This window comes from Lentzea sp. NPDC004782 (assembly GCF_040609115.1).
Classification (GTDB): Bacteria; Actinomycetota; Actinomycetes; order Mycobacteriales; family Pseudonocardiaceae; genus Lentzea.
In genome coordinates, this window is record NZ_JBEXJN010000018.1 from 1 (window position 1) to 24,371 (window position 24,371).

At 66.0% G+C, this 24,371-nt stretch carries 1 protein-coding gene; it reads left to right on the forward strand.

The features are described 5' to 3' along the window. Positions 1-16 precede the first annotated feature (16 nt). On the forward strand, positions 17-24,112 hold the full coding sequence (locus tag ABZV40_RS18490) for a hypothetical protein (RefSeq protein WP_355442428.1): 24,096 nt from the start codon (positions 17-19) through the stop codon (positions 24,110-24,112). The last annotated feature ends 259 nt before the right edge of the window (positions 24,113-24,371 follow it).

Consider the following 24,371-nt stretch of genomic DNA (forward strand, 5'->3'; position numbering starts at 1 on the left):
GGCTGATCCGGTGCGGTTGTCGGAGGACCAGGAGAAGTTGATCGTGGGGTGGCGTCGTGGTGTCGGCGGGAAGGATTTCCTGGTCGACTACATCAAACACATCCTGACCGAGGAGGAGTTCGCTGCATTCACGCTCCGCACCAAACAGGGTGGCCCGAAGTCCGGCAGGGCCCGGGAAGTGCTCTCGCGGTGGGCGAAAGGCCTGAACGGCCTCTCGCGGCGGCAGGCAGGCCTGGACGGCGTGAGCGGCAACGACGGATCCCCGCTCACCGGTCCGGATGTTGTCAGATTGTCCGGAACAGCCGGTCATGACCGCACTGGTAAGCCCATACCACTGATCGGTATTTATGCGGTCAGGGGATCGTGGAGTGCGGACCTCGTGCGGTTGTCGGAGGACCAGGAGAGGTTGATCGTGGGGTGGCGTCGTGGTGTCGGCGGGAAGGATTTCCTGGTCGACTACATCAGCCACATCCTGACCGAGGAGGAGTTCGCGGCATTCACGCTCCGCGACGGAAGGGGTGCCCTGAAGTCTTTGGCGGCTCGGGATGTGGTCTGGCGGTGGGCGGAAGGCCTGGACGGCAACGACGGACCCCGGCTCACCGCCCGGGCTATCGCCGATTTGTCCGGCACAACCCTCAACGACGACAAAACACTGATCAGCGAGGAGACGGTCGAGGTTTTGCGGCCTAGGGCTGAGCCGGTGTCGTTGTCAGAGGACGAGGAGAAGTCGATCGTCGAATGGCGTCGCCGTGTCGGCGAGGCGCAGACCTTGGCCGAGCACATCAAAGGCCTCCTGGGCGACGTCAGGTTCAAGGCATTCGTGCTCCGCGACGGAAGGGGTGGCCTGAAGTCGCGGGTGGCCCGGGATGTGGTCTGGCGGTGGACGGCACGCCTGAACGGAAAGCACGACAACGACGGATCCCGGTTCACCGCACCGGTTGTCGCCGCGTTGTCCGGCACAACCGTCAACGACGAAGCACTGATCAGCGAGGACACGGTAGACACAACGTGGAGTGCGGACCCGGTGTGGTTGTCGGAGAAAGAGGAGGAGTCGATCGTCGAATGGCGTCGCCCTGCCGACCTCGAGCAGCCGCAAACCCTGGCCGAGCACATCAAAGACCTCCTGGGCGACGTCAGGTTCGCGGAATTCAGGCTCCGTGACGAAGGCGGTGTCCTGAGGTCGCGGGTGGCCCGGGATGTGGTCTGGCGGTGGGCGGAAGGCCTGAACGGCTTCTCGCGGCATGAAGCAGGCCTGGTCGGCGAGAACGACGAAGTATCCCCGCTCACCCAACGGGATGTCGCCGAGTTGTCCGGCAAACTCGCCCTCGGCGAAAAACCACTGATCATTGAGGGCGCGGTCCGGAGATTGTGGCGCGGGGCTGATCCGGTGCGGTTGTCGGTGTCCGAGGAGAAGTCGATCGTCAAATGGAGTCGCCCTGCCGACCTCGAGCAGCCGCAAACCCTGGCCGAGTACATCAAAGACCTCCTGGGCGACGTCAGGTTCAAAGCATTCGTGCTCCGCGACGGAAGGGGTGGCCTGAAGTCCCAGGTGGCCCGGGATGTGGTCTGGCAGTGGGCGGAAGGCCTGAACGGCCGCTCGCGGCGTGAGGCAGGCCTGGTCGGCGAGAACGACGAAGTATCCCCGCTCACCTACCTGAATGTCGCCACGTTGTCCGGCAATACCCCCCCCGGCAAAAACCCACTGATCAGCACGGACAGGGTTTACAGATTGTGGCGTGGCGTGAAGGAGCGTGAGGCCGGTGGCAATGAGGTCGGTGATCACCTGATCCACGGTGATCCGATGGGCGGTTACTCGGCCGAGGGTTCCTTGGCTGGTGTGGGGGTGGCGGGGTACGGCGATGTGACTGGGATTGGGGCTGGGGGCTTTGCTGTTGTCGGTGATGGGGACGTCGCCGCATCGTTGGGGGTTGGCGGGTCTGGAGGGTGGGCTGGGGCGTCGGGTGCGTTGCCGGGGTCCGGGCTGGGTACGTTCGCCGATCCTCTGCCCTTGCTGGGTCTGATGGAGGAGATGAGCGGTGCGGGTGTGTTTGGCGCGAATCTTGGCTTGGTCTCCATGGCGGATGGGCAGGGTGCGGGTGTGTTGTTCCCTGCTTCCGGGGTGCCAGAAGGCAATCTGGCCGGTGGTGTCCTTATCGGACACCAGCCGGCCGGACACCACCCGGCCGGTGATCACCTGATCCACGGTGATCCGATGGGCGGTTACTCGGCCGGGGGTTACTTGGCTGGTGTGGGGGTGGCGGGGTACGGCGATGTGACTGGGATTGGGGCTGGGGGCTTTGCTGTTGTCGGTGATGGGGACGTCGCCGCATCGTTGGGGGTTGGCGGGTCTGGAGGGTGGGCTGGGGCGTCGGGTGCGTTGCCGGGGTCCGGGCTGGGTACGTTCGCCGATCCTCTGCCCTTCCAGGGTCTGATGGAGGGGGCGATGAGCGGTGCGGACGTGTTTGGCGCGAATCTTGGCTTGGTCTCCATGGCGGATGGGCAGGGTGCGGGTGTGTTGTTCCCTGCTTCCGGGGTGCCAGAAGGCAATCTGGCCGGTGGTGTCCTTATCGGACACCAGCCGGCCGGACACCACCCGGCCGGTGATCACCTGATCCACGGTGATCCGATGGGCGGTTACTCGGCCGAGGGTCATTTTGCCGGGGGTTCCTTGGCTGGTGATGGTGTGGCTGGTGATGGTGTGGCTGGTGGTGGTCTGGGTGGTGACGGTCCGGCTGGCGGTGTGGGTGGGTGGCGTGAGGAGGCGTTGAAGCGGTATCCGGCGGGAGGGGCGAGGTGGGAGAAGTTGTCTGATGAGGGGCTGGCGAAGTGGCGGAAGCAGGCGAGTGGGTATGTGGGCAAGTACGCGCACTATCCGGCGTTGGTGGAGCCTGAGACTGTGAAGGACAGGCGGCAGAGGGAGGGTTACGAGTTTGTGGTGGATGTGGTCGCGAAGTGGATGGTGCACGTTGAGCATGAGGCTTTCGGTGAGGCGTATTGGAATGATATGGCTCAAGAACTGGTGAGGATGGCGTTGTTGGAGGAGCGGGGCGGGGGGTTGAAGGGTGGTGCTGGGCCTGGGAGTTCTGGTGGGGGTGTGGCGGGGGCGGAGGTGGTGGGTGAGTCGTCGCGGTCGGCAGGTTCGACGGTGCCGGGTGTGGTGGGTGCTGGTGTGGTTTCTGGCGGGGAGTTGTCGGCGGGTGAGGATTCTGATGCGGTGTCGGTATCTGGTTCGGTGTTGGGGGTGGGGGGTGAGGGCGTCGATGGTGTGGTGGTCGGCGATCTGAAGGCGTTGACCGAGCCGTCGTCGGGCGTGGTCACTCCCGCGCTTGCCGAGGGGCCGGTAGCTCCCAGGGCCCCCCGGACCGGAGAAACCGCGCAGCAGGTCGCTGCTTCGCACACTGGCACGACTTCGGCGCCAGAGACGAAGCCGTCCACGGCGCGCCAAGTCCGCGACAAACAGCCGGAGTACCTGCTCGCGGGCCGTGGGTTCGGTGCTGCCGAGCAGGTGAAGAACACTCTGCGTGAATCCACCGGATCGCTGTTCCACCTGGAGTCCCACCTGCACCGGCTGGCCCCCCACGTGCGTGAGTGGAAGCACGTCACTCAACATTCGCTCGGCCTGCAGAACTCCGTAGCGAGCACGCTTGGGGATACGGGCCATTGGGTCGACATCGAAGGCGATGGCCAGCAGTACAAGCTGCGAATCAAGGCCTTGGCGCACTGGGACAGTGATGATCTGGTTGTGCTCGGTGATGGCGCTTATGAGCACAAGAAGTCCACCAAGGTGAAGACGGCGACATCTATGTCCTCAAAGGACGTTCGTAGACAGGACGTTTCTCTGAGTGGGCGGTACTCGGGCACGCCTGGCCTCATCATCAACGTGATGCCCTCCGTGCCGATCGCTCCGACGGAGGTCGTGAGTGGCGAGTTCACCCAGGAACTCGGCGCCTCGGCGAAGGTCAAGCTCCGCGAGCCGGTCCTGGTCAAAGTTCCCCTGACGATGCAGCTGTCCTTGTTCGACGACAAGGATTCCGCAGTAGCCATGACGACCGGTCAGGAGAGCGCCAGCGTCGACGCGACGGTTTCGCTGTTGTTGCCGACGGATCTCCACACGCAGGATGACGCCGGCGCGTCGGTACTCAAGGCGCATGCTTGGGATGGCTCGATTTCCAGAGCGGCGGCCAGGAAGATGTCCCGGAAGAAGGGGATCGTCCCGGTCACACCGGCAGCTCGGGACAAGCTGCTCGGTCTCAACCGGACTCGCAAGACCGAGCCGCGGGCGCTGCCGAAGAACTTCGCCCTGGAATCGGTCGTGATCAACAGCAACTCTGGCCAGCACTCGTCGTTCGCGGACCAGGTGACAGAGCTGATCGGCGAGCGCTTCCGGAAAGCGACAGCCAGCGGCACGGCGGGCCGTGAAGTCGTCGAACGCTTCGTCAGCGAGAGCAACATCGCCGCGAACCTGAAGCGGATGACCGTCTTCGACGGTGAAGCGAACCCAGAACAGGGCTGGATCACCTCTGGAACGATCTTTGCCGACCGAAGTTGGTTCCAGTGGTGGCGGCGCACCACGCAGATCGAAATGCGCGCGGTCGCACGGTGGGTCAGGGTCGATGAGCAGAGGTCCGACGTCGAGATCTTCGAACGCACTCACTCGCGGTACGGCCACTCCAGCGAACACGCGGTGAAGCGGAAGTTCGGCTTGAGCGGTTTCGTCGGCGGCGGTGGCGACTTGCCGTTCAGCTCGGCGAGTGTTGCTGGTGGTCTGACGTACGACGCGAGCGTGGAGAGGGCGGCAACAGGCACGTTCACGGGCGCGACGGCGGCGAAGTACGAACTGAAGATCAAGGGTGACGCCGTCCGCTACGAGACGGTGTACGACATCGAAGTTCGCCAGGTCGGACGGCGCGGCCAGCAACCGGTGACGCTGCGCGGCAACGTCAACGCGCACCAGTGGGTGACCAAGCGGGACGCCGTGCTGACGGGTCTGGTCGAGGCGAACCCGGACGAGACGTACCGAGGATCGGCCGATCGGACGGTCTACGGCCCCGAGGAGTTCGAAAGCGGCCAGGTCCTGCTCGGCATGGTGGAGGAGGTCAACAGCGGCCAGCTGCTGGAACGAGCGCTGATGCCGTTGCTGAAGCACGTCCCGATGCAGAGGGCCTGGTACATCAGGAAGTCCAGGTTCGCCATGGACTTCACCGACAGCAAGATCAAAGACGGCAAACTCACCGCCAAGGCGCTCAGCGCTCTGGAACGCGGTCAGAACCTCAAGAACGCACTGGGCGAGCCGGCGCTGGCGAGGCTGGTCAACAGGCTGCTGGGGCCTGGGCTCAGCATCCCCGTGCGGCGCAAAGGGTGGTTCCACGACAACGAAACGGTGATCGTCCTTCGCGCGTACGCCGGCGAGCTGCAGGAGGGCGACAGACTCACCGAAGGGCAGTTCAAATCGGTCTACGTCACCAAGGACGAACGGGGAGCCGAGTTCGGACAGAGCGGGAACATCGGGGTGGGCGGCGGCCCACAGTTCCGTGCGATGGGACCGGGCCCGAAGACCACGGGCACGGCGACCTTCGGCGCTCTTGTCTTCGGCCTCCGGGGATCGCGCGAGTGGGCGAGGGACATCACGATGTCGTCGCGCACGAAGAGCAGCGTCAAACGCCAGAAGGGCGACGCGCTCACCGCGGACGGGGAGATCGGTGACAGGACGGTGCGTCAGTTCGTGTCATCTCTCACGATCAAAGCGGAAGTGGTCGCATCCGAACGCAGGCACACGGAGGCGACGCGCCGGGTCAGCATCGGCCGCAAAGGCCGCCATCTGCCCAGAAGCGAACAGGTCCCGGCCCTGCCCGACGACATCGTCGTCGACGTGCGCATCCTCGTGCCTGAAGTGCTGCTCTCTCCCAAGAAACCCGTGTCGCGGCTGGGCAGGCATGGGACGAAGGGTGCGCAAGAACCGGCACGGAGGTTCGAACCGGTGCCGGCGCCGCACGAGTTGAGCGGTCCGATGCCCCGCACGTTCGACGACATCGAGATCGTGCCGTTCCCAGGTGCGGAAAAGCTGCAGCGCGCGGCGGTGGACGCCTGGTACGAGGCCACCGGTAATGATCCGGTCGCACTTTCGAAGGTGGGTGACATCGCGCAATGGATCAACCAGCGGCTGGCTCCCGAGGCGCTGGAACAGGACTCGCGGCTCTTCACCCGTCCCACGATGATCGACTCGACCAAACGGCTGTACGGTCGTCGCTACGAGGACCTGTTCGGGGCACTGGGTGTGTCGTTCCGTCCGCGGTTGTCCGAGCAGCAGGTCACCGCGGAGGAGTACCAGCAGGTGCTGCGGGAGATCGAGAGTTCGAGCAAGGTCACCGGCACCAGTGGCGCCACCAACGCGTACAACGGATATGTCGTCGCGGTGCCGGTCCTGACCTCCGCCGTGCGATACGACGTGCTGAACGGTAATGCTGAAGCTGCTCCACGTGGCTTCGCCGTGTTCGCCACGTCGCCCTTCAGCTTCAGCAGCGGCAGGTCGGCTGTGGTCGACGTCGAGAGCGCCGAGAAGTTCTCCGTGGGCAGGCTTGCCGCGAAGAGGTATCTCACCCGGCTTGACGTCACCGCGACGCTCGTCGTGGAAGCCGAGTACAAGAAAAACCTGACCCTCGGTCTCTCAGCGCCTGCTCCGGTGACGCGGGCGGGCAGGCAGGTCGACCTGACCTGGCTGGCGTGGCTCGAGCCGAAGCACCTGCTTGAGCTTGACCCGACGCGCCGGTCCGCCGAGGACGGTGACGACCGCGCGGAGCCGGAGCAGACGGTCGAGCCGCCGGCGTCGATGCAACCAGGCAGGTCGGAGGGTTTGTCACTCGGTCTCGGCGGCGTCATCGACCCCATCGACCTCGAAGACGAGATCCCAGCGCTGCGCGAACTTCTGGCCGCCAACCCCTCGATCGGCCGAGAAGTGGCGGACAGGCTTCTGCCCAAGAGCACGCTGGATCCGAAGAACCCCAACATCGCGCAGGTCAAACAGTTCCTCTCGGACGCGAACCGCTCTGTGAACTGTCTGCTCAACGGCGGTCAGATCCTGCCTGTCCGGCTGGAAGACCGCTTCCGGGGACATGTCTACGACCTGCTGCTCGAGGCGAGCTTCGCAGCGCCGCCCGAGCCGGGGCAGGTCAGGAACTTCACCAAGCTCAAGGCCGCGATCACCGCGAAACTCGGCACCTGGGACGTCAAGAGCCGCACCACGACGATCCTGAAGCTCATGGGGGCCCTTCGCGGGATGTCGGCGATCAGGAAGAAGGTGGTGTTGGACGCCGAGCCGCCGGCCGGAGGAGCAAGGCCTGCGGTTCGACGCGCCGACGGCAACATCGGCGGCGGGTTCAACGTCGGGGGGGAACTCCGCCGTCGTGAGTACGAGAAAACCGTGGAGAACAGCACGAAGTACTCGTACTCCGCTGAGATCGAAGGACCCGCGGTCGTGCACCGGGCCCGTCTCAACCTCACTCTGCAGATGCGGCGGCATGGTGTGCCGATCGCTTCCTTGCCGGTGGGAAGGCAGATCGAGGTCATCAGAGTGGCCGACGAGGCGTTTCCCCCTCCCGTGTCGGGCGGCAGGTTCGGAGAGGCGGAGACCCTTTCTCCAGTCATCACCGGCGGGCTCACCGAGGACGATCTGGCCGACTGGCTGTCCGGCCCGCAGTTGACGGAAACGCACCCCTACTGGTTCGAGCATTATTTCGGTGATGTCCGAACCATGCGCGCCCACGCAAAGGATTTGCTGCGGGGCGCCGGTGTCGCGATCACCCCGAAGATCGAGCGTGCCCTGGTCACCGCCATCACACCCGTGACAGTGCGAGCCGTACTGGCGACCGCCATCACATCCGCGACAGTGCAAGCCTCGCCGGCGACCGCCATGTACGGCAAGTTCAGGATTCCGCTGCCAGATGGCGGGCGGGGGGACCTCACGCTCCACGTTCGCTTCCCACACGCTCTTCGCTTTGCCAGCACGAGTGCGGCCGTCAAGATCAAGTCGAATCAGAAGACGACTGTGGAAAAACGCGCGATCAAGGTCGCCACGTCCAACGACATCGAGATAGGCAGGTCTCTCCCGTTCGCCTCCGGCGGACGGACCACGGCGGTCGAACGTGCGGTCGGCACCGCCGCGGACGACCCGCAACATCGGCGTGAAGCCTTCGACGATCACACGGGCGATCTCGTTCCCCAGCGCGCCACGTTCGCAAGCCCGAAGTCGGAGACGCTCACGAACAAAGCCTCCGACGAGGGGGTGACGATCTCTGACTCCGGCTCCACCGGCACGACTGAGGACAATCACGGAGTGACCCGCGTTCTGCTCGCCACGGCGGACTTCCGTTTGGTGTACTCCGGTGACGCGGGAACGACCGGTTACGTCGATTTCCGTGTCTACGACGCCTATGCGATGCGCATGAGTGACGCAGACGCGGTCGCCGTCACGGGGCACCGGCTGCCCCGCACACTGATCGACGCGACCAGGAACCTGAAAGCCAAGTCCGATGCGTGGTACAAGGCCGAAAAGGAGATGAACGGGGCGATTGCCACCCTCGAGAAGGCCGCACGCCCACTCGACAACGACGATCGCCGCCGTGCCGACGCACGGGTTGAACTCGAAGACCTCACCGCTGTGATCGAAGAACAACGGGACCACATCGGGAAGTTGCGCGGTGCGTACGATGCGGCACTTCGCGATGCAGCGCACGACCGTCGATCGGATTCGGCGAAGTCCAAGCTTAATACGCTGATCGAGCGCCGTCGTCAGCTGGCGGAAGCGGAGGACGTCCTGCGGACCATGATTGATAGTGAGCAGGCGCTCCTCAAGACCGCGTCGGGACCTGGCGGCACGACGAAGGCGGAACGGGACGCCCACAACGCCGCGGCCGAGGCACATCGGAAAGCCGTACGTGCGGAGGAACGTGCGAGGAGCGAGTGGTGGGAAGCCAAGGCGGTGTACGACCGCGAAATCGCCGCCGAGCACGCGGCGGACGCCATCCGAGCCGGATCTGAAAGCCATGTCGGGTTGGGAACGGCCGTCACCACCGACGATCATTCGGTCGTTGTTTCTCCGTCAGACCGGGTCGGCCCCGCCGCGCACGAGACGCGTGCCCTGTCGTGGCGCGGGGATGGGATCGGCACAGGCGCGGTCGACCAGATCGGAGTACATTTCTCGCGACCGTTCGGCTTCCGCCCCACCAGCGTGGTCCAGGTCGATCAGCACGGGGATTCCCTTGTGCGAAAGGAGACTCGCGAGCGAGGGGATACGTCGGCGCCGCTGGCTCACGAGCTGGGTGGATCGCGGCCGGTGAACTTCTCCCGCCCGTTCGTCCGGCCGGCCGTCGCCGACGAGCAGAACTCGCAGGACGAATCCGCGGCATCGCTGGTGTATCGATCGGGTGCCACGTTCGGCAGCCACTTCCCATCGGCATCGGAGCCAGGGCGGGCTCTGGTGGCCGATACGGGCATTGACGAAGGCACGGACGCGCCGATCAGGGAAATGGCGTCTGGCGTGGTGCTGGGGGATGTGGCGGGGTCGTTTGGTTCTCCTGTGTCCTTTGGTGTGTTGGTGGGTGGGGGTGGGTTGGATGTGTCTGATGTTGATGTTGTGGTGTTGGTGGATGGTGGTGGTGTGCGTAGGGGTGTGGCGTTTGTGCGGCCGGGTGAGGGGGAGGTGGTGCGGAGGGCGTTTGTGGCGGGGGTGTGGCAGGTGGATCCTGATGCGTTTGCGGTGGTGACGCATCACCAGGATGGGTTTTCTGTGTGGCGCAGGTCTGATGGTGGGCGGGTTCGGGTGGATGCGGCTGGGCTGGCGCGGTTGGTGGGGGTGTTTGGCGGGGGGTGGTCGGGGTGGCCGAGTTTGGGTCTGTTGAGTTGTTCGACTGTTGGTGCTGGTGTGGGTGGTGGGTTCGACGGGTTTGTGGATCAGGTGCGGGCGTTGGGGTATGTGGGTGCGGTGTGGGGTCTGGAGGGGAGGGTGACGGTGCGGGCGGATGGTGGGTTGGAGGGGCCGGGCCGGTTGCACAGGGTCTGGCCGGATGGCAGGCGGGTTGTCGGGCCGTTCTTGGGTCGGGGGTCGGGCGGGCCGGTTTCGGGGTCTGTGCCGAAGGTCCTGCTCACCGACGAAGATGAGGGCCAGCCTGCTCCGTTACTACCGGGTGGAGAACCGGACAGCGTCTCGGGCGTGCCCGCCTCGTCCGGTGCGCCGGTGGCCGGTTCGGTACTGACCGGCGCCTACCGGGTGGAAGGAAGTTCGGGACCGGCGTTCGAGTCGTTGCGGTCCTTGGCGGCCTGGCTGAGCCCCGACGGCTCGTTCCCGTCGTTCGGGCGGCCGGACACCGTGATGGTCGAGCAGAGCCAGCCGCAGCTGCGGATTGCGGGCGACGGCACGCTTGCGATCAACGGCACCCGGTCCACCTGGGGGCCCGGCGGCGTGAACCAGTCCAGAGAGTTCTTCGTCTCGCGGGAAATGCTCTCCGCGGCGCGGGAAGCTCTGCGACGGGTCGGGAGCGGTGCGCAGCTGGAGACCACTGGGTCGACCGTGATCCTGGATGAACGAGGGCGGGAACAGGTTCTGTACCGAGTGGTTCCATCTCTGCCCGACGAGCTGAACGACGTCAGTCGTGACTTCGCCGAGCTGCTACACGGCGCTCAGGCGGACATGCTGCTCTTCACCGATGCGGGAGGAACGACGGCGACCGTACCGGTGAATGCTGACGATGACCAGGAGATCACGGGATTCTTCCACCTGGCGGATGGTCTGACGAGCAGCGCGGAGAACGGTGAAGCGTCCACTGTGGATGCTCAGACGGCCGCGAGGCTCGCCGGTCGTGACACGCGGCCGACGGGTGGTGTGCGAGGACGCCCGCTGCCGGGACGCCGGTATGCCGCGGCACTTCGGCACGGCGGGGAAACCGACGAGCTGCGCACGCGAATGCGGCAGGTCGTGCATCAGGCAGGCCTGAACCAGTTCGCCTGGGCGAGGCCGGGGCAGATGTACGTCCGGGTCACGATCCCCGGTGAGGGAACGGACGGCCGTCCCGACTACTCGCTGAACGGCATGGCCGACCCAGGAGGACACGGCCATCACTTCGCCACCGTGATCGCGGAAAGTGCCGACGGACGCACGCAGATCACGTTGGAGAACTACTCGAACACAGCCGAGTTCGATGCCGCGGTTCAGGCCGCGATAGCCGGAAATCTCGAGCGACACCGCGGCGCCTTCAAGCAGATTTCCGAGGATCTCGGTGCTCGCGCCGCAGACGCGCGCTCAGCCGGTGGCACCGGCGAGGCGAACCGGCTGGAGCGTCACCGCGTTCTCGCGGACGCGCTCGGCGCGATCGAGGCGACCGGGTACGCCGGCGCCGAGCCGCAGGCGAAACGGGCTGCCTGGCAGGCGATGGCGAGAGAGCTGAACGTCCTGCCCGGAGCTCAGCGCTGGCACTTCCGGATGTACACGAAGGAACCCGGCGAAACCTTCTTCGACCAGCAGAGACTGCAGGCCGCCGCTGACCGGAGGCCGTCGGCCGACATGCTCGTCGCGGTGGTGCTGGGTGGCCTGCAGCCATCGGTCCCGGCCCACGTCTGGTTCGCCGAGGGGTCGCACACCACCACCCGCGAGGCCCTCGTACCGGTGCGAGCGATGGCGCGAGAGATCGCTCGAGCGGCCGTCGTCCGGGCCGAGCACGGCCTGCTTGCTCCCGAGGTGACCATCACCGGCCGGAGCAACGGTCGTTCCGGAGTTCTGGGGTTCGGAAAGTCTTCCGAGGTTGCTCTGCGGCGTGCAGAGCGGGTGCGGGACGAGTTCGTCACTGTGCTGAGCGGCGAGCTCGCCAGGCTCCGGGGAGATCGCCCCGTCGTCACAGCCGCTGACGTCGTGGTCGGCCTGGTGACCAAGACCGGCCGTTTCACCGGAGCCGTCACACCGCAGGACATGCGCCGCGCGACCGTGACCGTCTCCTATCCCGATCCGCAGACCACAAGGGACAAGGCCGAAGCCGACTACGACCGGGCCACGTACGGGTTGGCCGAGCTGGCCATGTCCTCTGCCGAGGTGCGCGCGCGGATCGCGGAGTACGCGGCGCTCGCCGCTGATGGCAAGCTCGAACGACTGGCACTTCCACCGGGGACCCGCGACCAGCTCGAGGCGCTGGACCGGGTTTTGTCGGGGCACGGTGACCCCGAGGTGAAACAGCGGGTGCGCGCCTTCGTCAACGAGGCGCTGCTCGCGGCCGCAGTGGTGCCGACGAGGGAACAGGCACTGCCGCCGAGACTGTTCGGAGGAAAGCAGACCGACCGCCGCGAGCTTCGGCCGATCACCTCCGCGCGGCTGACACAGCTGGTAGGTGAGATCACCACCTCGGTGTCCCGTGGGGAGAACCCGTTCACCGAGCGGCATTCAGCTGTCTACGGCATCGAACTGCAGGCGGGGGCAGCCCTGCCGGTGCGGCTCGCGACGTTGGGGCTCGTGAACCTCAGCCCGCGGGTGAGAACGGAGGTGTCCGCCAGCCCGCTGTCCTTGGCACTGAGCGAGCACCCCGCCGCGCTCGCGGAGTCGTTGTTCGCGAGCGCCGGTCACGAGGAGCAGTACTTCATCACAACGTGTATCGCAGCGGCGGTGAACACCGCCGTGCGCAGCCGCGCGCCGGGCCTCGTGCCGCTCCTGCACATCGGGCGTTCGGTGGCTGACAGCACCGAAGAGCAGCTCCGCCGCACCAACGAGGCCGCCAAGTCCAGGTCTGACCGGTTGTTCGGCCGGTCCCGGGAAGACATGGCCCGCGGCCGGATCCGGGAGGCACGTGCCGAGTTCGATGCCATCGAACGCCGTGTCCTCGATCTCCTGAACGCCGATCAGACAGATCCCGGCGTGCGGCGGGAATGGCGAGTGCTCGCAAACCGCTGGGGCCGCACCATGCAGAAGCTCACCTCCGCCGAGCTGCGCGGTGCCGACGTCCCGGTGCCCACCCCGAAGATCATCGAAGATCATTGGAGGACGAGCGCACTCCTGGCCGTGCCGTTGGTGCTGGATCGCGGTCTTCGCAGATTGACCGGCGTCGACCAGGGCTACTACACCGACAAGTTGCGGAGCACACTGGCGCCGGAACCGGACTCCAGGCCGTTCGGCGAGGCGGATCTCGAGGCACGCTGGGAGCATTTCGTGCCTGTGGCTGTTGACCTGGAGACACCGGAGCAGCAGGAAAGGTTCTGGCAACGTCTGGTTTCACACAGCGGACATCCGATCTACACGGGAGACCACACTGTCTACGTGTACGCGAGCGTGGCGGACGGTCAGCCCGTGTTCGTCCTGAACGATGGCATGCGCACGTATCCGTCGGTGATGACATCGGAGGAGTTCAAGGGGTGGGCGCTGACCTGGGGCGCTTACGCCGACAGCGAGCGGTTCTCCGGACCTGGCTTGTTGCCGGACAACGGGGTTGCTGGTTCCCGGACCTCGCCGGAGTCGTTCGAAGCGCATCTCGAACGAGATGCCGTGCACGGTGGTGACCTGGTTCAGTCTCCGGTGGTGCTGTCGTCCGGTGGTTCCGGGGGAACGTTCTTCCCCACCGAGGAGACCCCAGACGAGCGTTTCCCCGACGCGCCGGGCATCCTCCGCGCACGTGGCGAAGATGACCGCGTTGTCGAGTCCGGTGCTCCGAAGCCGGGCTTGCCGCGGACATCGTCCTCCGGAATCGAGCCGACCTCCGGGCTGTCGGAGGAACAGGACGTCGCGGCGGTGCGCGATGGTGGTGCGTCCGACCAGAGTGGACAGTCCGTTGCCGGGGATCCCGTTTCGCTTGAGGCGGGGACGATGAACACCGAGGACGTGGCCGGTGCCAAGCGGGTCGACGTCCAGGAGAACCTGGACCTGAGGCTCGCCCGGCAGCGTGGCGAGGTCTCCAACGGCGGCGCCCTCGACGCCGCGATCGACGCGTTGCTGCCCAGCGGCGAACGCGACCACGTCGACGACCTCGTGACGAGGCTGAAGACCAGCACCGGCAAGCTCCTCGGCTCCGGCCAGGCGCAGGATGTCAAGATCAACGGCAGGTATTACGAGCTACACGCCAGGGTGTCGTACTTCGCGGACCGCGCGACGACGGAGAACACGTCGGCCTCGACGCCGATGGACCTCGACGGCCCGGCCGGCAGTGGCACCCTCGCCGCGGCCTCGGGCGGGAGCCAGGCCAACTCCGCACTGGCACTGGTCATCGTCCCCGCCGCGCCCGGCGTCACGGCCGTCGGCACCGTCGGGTTCTCGACGGACGCGAGCAACTCGGTGAACGTCAGCGCGAGTGCCACGGCGAGCGGCAGCAAGGTGATGAGCGTGACGGTCCCGATGCGCGATGTCGCGGTGCCGGCGCGGATCGAGCTGAGTCTGCGCGACACCAAGGGCCGCCGTGTCGGCGAGCCGGTCGTCGTCGGCGAGAGCGACGCCGACCCTGTCGTCGTGCCGCTGTCGGTACCGGCGTCGCCGGCTGAAGAACCGGGCGGGGCGCTCGTTCCCGCTGACGGAGCGCCGTTCGTCGAGTCCGTCCACGTCGAACGCGGACTGCCCGGCACCTACCGGGGCAAGCAGCTGCCACCGGGCAAGAACGGGGAACATCGCCTGTTCGACAAGGTGATCTCCGCATTGCCGCGCTCGCTGGTGAAGCCTGGACGCCCGGGACGGGAGAACCTGCGGGAGTTCCTGGACGGCGACACGATCAAGAAGCGCTATCCCGACATGGCGGTGACCGCCGACGAGGCCGGCCGCGGGCTCGGCTGGGTCCGATCGGAGATGCTCTTCACCGGCAAGCACCCGTTCATCTCGTGGATTCACACTCCGAGTGCCGTTGAGATGCGCCTGGTCGAGCGCACGACGCCCACTGTCCTCCGCACGGTGGACGGCGCAACCTTTACCGACGCCGAGTCGGTCGGTGTGGAGGTCTCCGACTCCGGCGAGGAGAGCAGGGGGGTCAACTCCAAGATCATGGCCGGACCGGGGTTCGACCTCGGAACCGTCGGCCTGGTCGCGGGGCCCGTCGTCATGGGCGGGGTGGAGAAGGGACAGAACCTGTCCATCAGCCGTGGCGGCGAGGTGGAGAACACGACGACCCGGCGTGGCAAGGCACAGCAGGTCGAGCGTGTCTTCGAACTCCAGGTCCGGGTGCCGGGCAAGCCCGCGATGAGCTTCGCGGACGCCGTGCGCGCCGTCGAGTGGCGCGAGGTCAAGGCCACCCACACGGCCGAGCCGGCGGCCGACGCTACGCCACCGCGCCGTCTCTACGGGCCCGAGGCCCTGGAGTCCGGCAGAGCGCTGGCGGGCGCGTCGCTGGAGGTGTCGCAGGTTGCGTCCCAGGTGCTCGACATGATCGAGAACTCGGTTCGCACCGTGCCCGGCCACAAGCGGTGGTACCTCAGCAGCGACATGTTCTTGGCCCAGTTCGACGACGCCTCGGCGGGCAGGAAGATCGGCCGCAAGCTCGGTAGAGCGCTCAAGCGTCGCGATGCGCTGCGCGGCCTGCTCACCGACCGCGAACTGGAATTGCTCGCAGACAGGGCGCTGTCCGAGGACGGCCTGCGCATTCCTCTCCTGCCCAAGCACGGCTGGGGGCATGACTACCACGTGTCGTTCACGCTCAAGGCGTCGATGTCGAACCTGCGCGACACGCCGGAGGTGAGCACTCCCGCCTCACCGGAGGTGGTCACCACCACCGAGTCCACGGGCACGGCGAACACGACGTCCGGGACCACGACCGCCGGCCTCGGCGCGGGGAGCCGCGTCAGCACTCCGCTGAGCCAGCGTGTCGCCGTCTTCGTCTCCTCGATCTTCGCGAGTTTCAGCTGGACCAAGAGGGGGCTCACCGGCAACACCGGACAACGCAAGAAGGTGCGGCAGACAGGCAGGACACTCGATTCCACCGGCTCCGTCGTGGCGACGCAGAGGCACCGCTTCACCGCCACGCTGGAGTGGACCCTCAGCGGACAGAGTTACCGGCGCCACAACGCGATGGTGCGTGGTGTGAGCATCGGCAAGCCTGGTCTGCACGTGCCTCGGACGATGCCGATCGACCTCGTGGATCCGGCCTCCGGCACCACCTCGCGGGAAGCCGTGATCCGGGTCGAGGCCGATGTGTGGGTGCCGTCGGAGTACGTGTCGCGTACGCGGCCCGACCCGATCGTCGTGGAGCGCACCGCCGGACGTCAGGACATGAACCACATCCGGCTGCGTCCCCCTCCCGGCCTGCCGGTGTCCGCCGACCCGCTGCGCCGCGGCCTGTCCCGCGACCTCGACGGTATCCGTGTGCTGAGCTTCAGCGGTCTGTCGCACGTGCGTGCCGCCGTGAAGGACGCGCTGACCCGTGCTTCCGGAGACCCGATCTTCTCCTTCGCCGATTCCGACAACAGCACGCTGATCGACACCGTGCTGTCGCCCGATTCGGTCAAGGCCGACCAGCGTCTCTTCAGCCGCACCACCGGTGTCCGCGGCCTGCACTGGAGCCGGCGCCGGATCAAGCAGTACGCCGCGGCCGAGGTGTCCTTCATGCCACGCGACGTGGAGGTGCTGGACGAGGGCTGGCAGCAGCCGACGGAGTCCACCCAGCTGGCGTCGAAGACCGGTGTGGGCAAGGAGAACACGACGGCGCTGACGGCAGCGGCCGACATGACGGCTTTCGCGATGTACAAGGACGTCACGACCGACGGCGACAAGGGCACCGTCGTCAAACCCGGTGCGATCCTCGTGCTCGAGGGCGATCCCATGATGCTGTCGAGCACCAGCGCGAAGGACGTCGTGACCGAGGTCGTGACCGAAACTTCCATCACCAGGCAGCCCGAGCGTCAACACCACGTGAGGTTCGGCGTGCGCGCCACCGTCGTGGTCGAGGTGCGGTCGCGGCGCTGGCGCAACGCCTGGGGCTTCCTGCGTCCTGGCACACCCGCGACCGCGAACGAGCAGTTCGACCTGCCCCAGGCGGTCACGGCCTGGGTGACCACCGCGCAGCTGGAGGCGATACGCACGAAGCAGGCCGAAGAGGACGCGCGCCTGCGCGATCTCGACCCGGCGCCCGCCGCGGTTGCTCCCACCACGACCGCGGTTGCCGAAACCGACGACTCCGCGACCGGCGCCGACGTGACGCGGGACGCGGCCGGGCAGCCCGCGCCGGAACGTGCCATCGCCGCGCCGGCCTATCTGCGCACGGGACGGTCGCTGTCGCTCGGCATCGGTGCGGTGGACGACGTGGTGGACCTCCGCGGCGTGCTTCCCGCGCTGCGCGATGACCTGGTCCGGTCTCTTGGCCCGGAGCGTGCCCGCCGTCTCATCCCGAGCTCACCGCTCGACCGGGGACACGACAACTACGAGGTCATCAGCTCCTGGTTGTCCGATGCTCACACGTGGTTGGAGAACTCTTCTCGCGGTGGCGTTCCGCGTCCGCTGCGGCTGGAGGACCGGTTGCGCGGCGAGACCTACGACGTCGTGATCACCAACGAGCTGCTGGACACCCCGGTGTTCACCGGTCTGTCCCACGGCGAGGTGAAGCAGAGCAGGAAGACGATCTCGCTCGGGACCAAGGTGCGCACCCTCGTGCGAACGCTGCTGAAGCTGGAGCCGGTCGTGGCGCCCGCGGTGCAGGTGGGCGGCTCTGCTCCGAACGAGAGCATCTCGCGCAGCGGACCCTACGGGGTCATGGGCGGAGGCTTCATCGGCGATGTCGTGATGGGGCGAAAGACGCGCACGAAGAAGGAGTCGCGCGAGGTCGTCCACGAGCGCACCGCGCAGACCACTGGAACGTTCGCGAGGTTCCGCGCCCCGGTCGCCTTCACCGTCGCGATCGAGCGGCACGGCCTGCGGGTGGCGGAAGCCCGTGTGGAGCGCGACGTCTCGATCCTGCACCTGCCGGAAGACTCGGTGTCGAGCGGGCTTGCCGGGATCACGGCCGCCATCTCCGAGCCCGTCGTGCAGCCGGCTGCCGAGTCCGAGCCGGACGCCGTCGCGCGTTGGCGCGGCGGCTCGGACCTGGGACGTGGCTGGGTCAGCCGGCTGAAGTTCGACGTCGACGACGTGCTCCCCGCCGTGGAGCTCGCCTACCGCGAGGGGGCGAGGGACGCACAGGTGCCGACAGCGGTTCGGCGTGCGGTGCGCGCCGCGCTCAGCGGTCCGCGCTTCGAGAATCTGCTGCCGATCTACGCCGCCACCGGTGCGGTGCTGGACATCCCCCTCGGCGCTGGCCTGTCCCTCGAACTGCACGCACGCAAGGCGGGCACGCCGACTCTGATCGGTGTGTCGGCACGCACCACGGTTTCCGTGGATGGTGCAAGTTCGGTGACCCGCACCGTCCAGGAGGAGTCGGCCGCCGAGTTCGGCGTGGTGGCGGGCCCTCTGTTCGGTCCTGGTGGTACGCAACCTCCTGGGCACGAGCAGTTCGGTCATCAGCTGGTCTTCGGTGGCGGTGCGGGCTTGGTGTTGCCGCTGGATGTGGTGGGCGGTATCGGCGCCGAGGCCGAGGCCGAGGCCGAGCACCGCATCGGCGGCGAGACCACGCCCTCGACCCCGTCCACCGACCTGACGGGGTTGTGGATGAACGACATCGAGCTTCGGATCATCGCCAGGCCCACGGGCAAGGTGACCCGCAAACGTGTCGCGGTCGTGGACCTGTTGATGCGCAACGCGATCGCGCTCGCCGACGACAGCCGTCAGGACCGGATTCCCACCGGGCTCGCCGGCGCCGCGCGGGATCTTGCGTCCGCGGATACGACGCTGACCGCCGCGGTGCGCGCGCTCGTCGGTCGTCAGGACGCCGTGCGCCGCGGCGCCGAGGGATCGGTGTCAGCGCTGCGACAGGCGGAGGCCCAGCACGAGAGCGCGCTCGAGGCCTGGTGGAACGCGGTGCACGCCTACTTGGCACAGCTGGAAGCGACCACGGGCAACTTGCCGCCGCTCGACTTCGGCTCCTGGTCCGATTTCGTCCACGACTGGGGCCTCACGACCGAAACGGCCGGTCCGCCACCTGCGGAGAGTTCGACCGTCACACCCTCACCGGTGACGCGGCCCGAGCCGCTCAACCGAGAGCACCGTCCAGTCGAGCTGCGCCTGCCCTCGGCCGCGCCGACGCTGAGCCCCGCCGACCGCGTCGCCGTCAACCGGCTCGTCAGTGAACTGGGAACCGCGACGGATGTGGAGATCATCGCGCACGGCGACCTCACCGGCGTGGCACCCGCCGCCGCGGTGACGGCGGTGACCTCCGAGATCACGCGGGCTGCTCGCCGCACGCCGACATCCACTGCGATCCCGGTCGTGCGCACCGAGATGAGGCACGTCGAGGGCGCTGACCACGTCCGCGTCGAGCTGCGCCCGGTGGCTGGGCCGCCATCGACGGCGGCCTCCGGTGACCCGACGGAACAGCAGGGCACCGCCCGCGTTTCCGGTCGCCCTTCCGCTCAACACCCTGGCGATGTGGGCGGGTGGCGTGCGGTGGCGTTGAAGCAGTATCCGGCGTGGTCGGGGTGGGGGGAGTTGTCTGATGGGAAGAAGGCTGATTGGTGGCGGAGGGCGAGTAGATATGTGGGCAAGTTCGCTCGCAAGCCGGCGTTGGTGGGCTCTGAGACTGAGAAGGACAAGCGGCAGAGGTTGGATTTCGAGTTTGTGCAGGATGTGGTTGCGGGGCGGATGGCGCGGGCGGCTGCGGATGGTGTTTTTGACGAGGTGAATTGGGATGGTGAGGTTCGTGCGCTGGTGAAGCTGGCGTTGTTGGAGAAGCCGCGGGGCTTACTGGGTGGTGCTGGGCCTGGTGGTTCTGGTGGGGGTGCGCCAAGGTCGGGGGTGGTGGGTGAGTCGTCGGGGTCGGCGGGTTCGGGGGTTGTGGAGGTGGGGTGGTTGTCGGAGAGCCAGAAGGCGGTGATGCGGGAGTTGAGGTTGGGGGTGGTCGGGGTTAATGGTGATGGGGATGGTTTTTTCAAGGCAGTAATGGTGGCGGTTCCGTGGCGGGTGTGGGGTGCTCGGCTGAAGGAGTTGGGGTTTGTGCCTAATGTGCTGGGGCTGCGTGAGGCGGTGGCTGTAAATTACCGGAATTCGTATGCGACGGGTACGTTTTCTGGTGGTGTAACGGGTGGTGGTCTTTCTGAGGCGGAGTGGCGTGGGGTGGCGGAGGACATTCGCAGTCCTGGTTGGTGGGGCCATGATGCTGGTCATGTTGTTCTGTCGCTGGTAGCGGTGCTGAATGTTGATCTGCATGTTGTTGGCTTTGACGGGTTTGTCCACGAGTTTTTCGCTGACGGTCCGGGTGGGCCTTCCGGTTCGGGTTTTTATCTGTTTGACAGCGGTTATGGTCAGTATGCGGCCGGTGTGAGTCCTGAGGCTGGTCCGGCGGTATCGGGATCAGGTAAAGTGCCGGGTTTGACCGACGATCAGGCCATCGCGCTCAGTGCCGCTTACATGGCCGCCCATCCCGACGCCAGTGAGGAACAGGTTATCCCGGTCATTCGCGCGCACGGCCGCAGAGGCGAAGACGAGCGGTTGATCCATCTGGTCCACCGGGCCAGAGGAATCCAGGTCATGTCTCAAAGCGAGTCGGCGATGACGGATGAAGATATTTCCGGAAAGATCAAAAGCTTTCTTGCGGAAAACCGAGACGCCGGCGTCGAGGATGCGATCTTGGGGGTTCGTAAAAATGGCGTCAGCGCTCACAGCAGCAGGTTGAGAAGACTGGTTCACCAGGTCAAGGGCACTCGACCTGGACGTCCGCCGGAGATGGCCGATGATCAGATCAACGCCATGATTTATGCTTGCATTGAAGAAGATTCTGATGCTAATCGGTCGAAGATTTTCAAGATGATTATTGCCCGGGGTGCCAGGGGTGGCTCGACGCGATTGAAAAATCTGATCAATACGGCCGTGGAGGCCCGGCCTCTACGATGGGTGGGGGTTATTGGTCGGCAGGGCGCTCGTTCTGGCGGTGGCGTAAATGGGTGGCGCGCGGCGGCGTTGCAGCAGTATCCGGCGGGACCAGGGTGGGCGAAGTTGTCCGATGAGAGGGCGGCGAGTTGGCGGGAGAAGGCGCGTGAGGTTGTGGGGAGGTTCGCGGGTGAATCGGTGCAGGGTGAGTCTGAGCTTGAGGAAGACGGGCGGGCGAAGCTGGACTTCCAGGACTTCGAGTTTGTGGTGAATGTGGTTGCGGGGCGGATGGTGTCGGCGGGTGGTCAGGAGGTTTTCGACGGGGAGGAATGGGATGTCGTGGCTCGGGAGCTGGTGCGGCTGGCATCGTTGAAGCCGCCGGAGGGGTTGAGGGGTGGTGCTGGGCCTGGTGGTTCCGGTGGGGAGGTGGCGAGATCGACGAGGCGGGTTGTGTCCGATGAAGAGCTCCAGGCGAGGATCTCAGAATGCCGTGAACGAAATCCCAACGCGAAGACAACGTGGGATATTTGGAAGGCGCTTCGTGACGCGGGCGTCAAAGTCGGTCGGGACCGGGTGGGGCGTGTGGTTGGTGCCGTCGGTGCCAGTACTGGTGCCGATGGTTCTGGTGAGGGTGTGGTCGGGTCGGCGATGGTGGCGAGCTCTGAGCCCGCTGTCGCTTCTGTGGTTCCCCAGGCGGGCCACGATCCGGGGGCTAGGCCGGGCGGCGTGATGGACGGTTCGGTGGGCGATCCCGTGACAGTCGGGACCGGTCTCGCGGGTCAGGTCACCGGCTTGGTCGACGATCGCCACGTCGTTCATCGCGATATGGCGATACGCCACCGGGACGCCACCGGTAGCAGCGCGCGGTTGCAGAACACGAGCGGTCAATTCGGCGGAACTGCGGCCCGACCACGGCCGGGGCCGGTCGACGCGCAGATCACCGGGTCGAAGCGCGTGGATTTCCCTTCAGGTGCTGAAACTCTTGCTCGCGAGCCCAAGCGGCCCAAGAGATCAGTCGTTGCAGACGTGATGAGCACCATGTCCGGTGGCCTCGGGGAGCTCTTGCCGGACTCCGAGAACACCTCCGCGCAGCACAACCCGTCCAGCACGGACCAGAGCCACGACATTCGCGACCAGATCGACGTCGCCGGCCACGGCACGTCCACTCCGGCGGCTGAGTCAGTGGCGGAGGAGCCGGAGCTTTCCTTGCCGGTGCAGGAGGAAGCGGTGCTGGGGGAAGCGGACCTCAGGCGGTTGTACAGCCTGGCCGCTGAACAACAGGTCGACGGTTACTGGAATGCGCACGCTGTGAACGGCGATTGGGGTCAGAGCCTGGATGCTCATGCCAGGTGGATTGCCGGATTGGCGAAAGTGCGCGCTGCGGGGTGGCAGCCGCTGGAGGTCCGCATCTTTGTGCGCGGGGATCAGTCGCGGTTGCACGAGAGCGGTGGCCAGGTGGCGAACCGGATCTACGAGCGGGTGCGGGACGTAGTCGCGGGTGAGGGGATCGACCCGGCCGAAGCCTTGGCGTTCGTCGCCGTTATGCAGGAGTCGAAAAACAAATCTGGCCAGCTGGCGATCGAGGTGTTCGACACCCCGCGGCGGTCGCTGAGCGAGTACCGCGAAAAAGGTCCGGTAGTTGTGCCGTTCCTGAAAGGCAGGACGGAGTTGTCCCTGGTGGGGCGGATGCGGGCGACGATGTGGTTCGAAGGGACTGTGCAGCGGCTCATCAATGCCCGGGAAGGCGAACAGCGGGGAATCGTTGTCCACCTTCGGACCTCGGGCGGGCTGCAGGAAGCACGGTTGCGGGAGGCTACGGACACGGTGCGGGAGGCCGTGGAGTCGGCGCTGGCGAAGGTGGCGCGGAGCTCCGGGCGGAACGGGCGAGAGGTGATCGACGAGCATGTCCGGCTCGTGATCGACTATGGCTCGATGATCCCGGGGATGTACCTCGCCGAGACCTCCCGAGGTGCCGACGGTGTTCTGCGGGTGTGCTGGCCTGAAGTGACTCTCGGGAGGTCGCGCGATATCGCCGTTGTGGCTGGGCCTGTTGTGGCTGGGCCTGTTGTGGCTGGGCCTGTTGTGGCTGGGCCTGTTGTGGCTGGGCCTGTTGTGGCTGGGCCTGTTGTGGCTGGGCCTGCTGGGCCGGGGGACGTTGGTGCTGAGTCCGCTGGTTCTGGGATGGTGCGGTCCGTGGCGCAACCGGTAGAGCGGAGGCTCAACCCGACGCAGACGGAGTTCACCTGGCCTGCGGCTGATGATGCCGATGACGATGAGGTTAGGATCACCCGGATCGTTCGCACGCACACTGTGAGGCCGATGCCCGGGATGGACGACCAGTTCCCGTGGCGCGACGCTCGCGATCCCGCTAATCGTGTTTACGCTCCTTACGCCGCGCTGGATGGCACGCTACATCCTCTTGTAGTCGCCGGTGCTCAGAATGTTACTGCTCGTCTCTATGCGCATAGTCGCAAACTCATCAAGTCGATCGCTGAAAACCGGGGGGATCGCCGTCTGCGCAACTACAAAGACTTTGCTAAAAACACTTTCCGTGTGATTGAAGCCAATTCTGCGGCGGAGGTCAGGCGCACCATCTGCGGTATTCCTAATCGTCAGCCTGTAGCTGAGGTTCGCATTGTGGAACCTCACCATGTCTTGGAGTTCGACACTAAAACGGCGGGTACGAACGGTCTTTATCTCACTCGCCTGCCCAAAGATTACTCCTCCTCTGAGGAGTGGCCTTCGCTGAGTAATGGTAAGATCTTTGAGATCTATCTCGGAGCTTTGCTTGTTGAGGAGGTTGGTGGTATTTCTGTAGAGGACGTGACTGCGAACTGGGAGAGTCGCTATCCAGCTTTCCCGCGTTATTCCGCAACGCTTCGAGCTGACAGGCGGGGTGAAATGATCACCATTTCCGCCGAGGGTGCGGCGAACTCCACCGCTTTCGCCAACAGTGCTTACACGAACACGACGCCTCCCCGGATTGATCACGACCGCGTGAACGCCGTCTTGCTCCAGGTGGAGTTCACGCTCCCCAGCAATACCGGTCGCATGCGCAAGGATCCCGGCCTGGTCCTCGGCCTGCTGGACAACGCCTTCGACCCTGTTTCGAACCCTCACGGCCTCGTTGTTCTAGACTACGGCCCCCTCTGGTCCGTTGATGGTGACACCGAAGAAGTTAATGGTGACACCGGGGCTGGTGTCAAAGAAGAGGTCGAAGAATAAGGGGGTCTTCGACTCTTGTGGCAGGGCAGCGGTGAGAGTTGTTCTGAACGGCAGGGAGGGGCCTCTGGATGTAAGGTGACGTGTTGTGCCCAGATGTTGCGAAGCCTGCGGTGGCCGAGCCGGCGACCAAGATTGTTCTGCGGACACGCGGAGGTGATGAGAGGTCGGCCGGCCTCCTGCGGAGACAGGTGGTCACAGGTCATCGCTGACGGCGAGCAGCAGCGGGTGGGTGTGAGGTTCGGGGCGCCTTCCAGGGCAC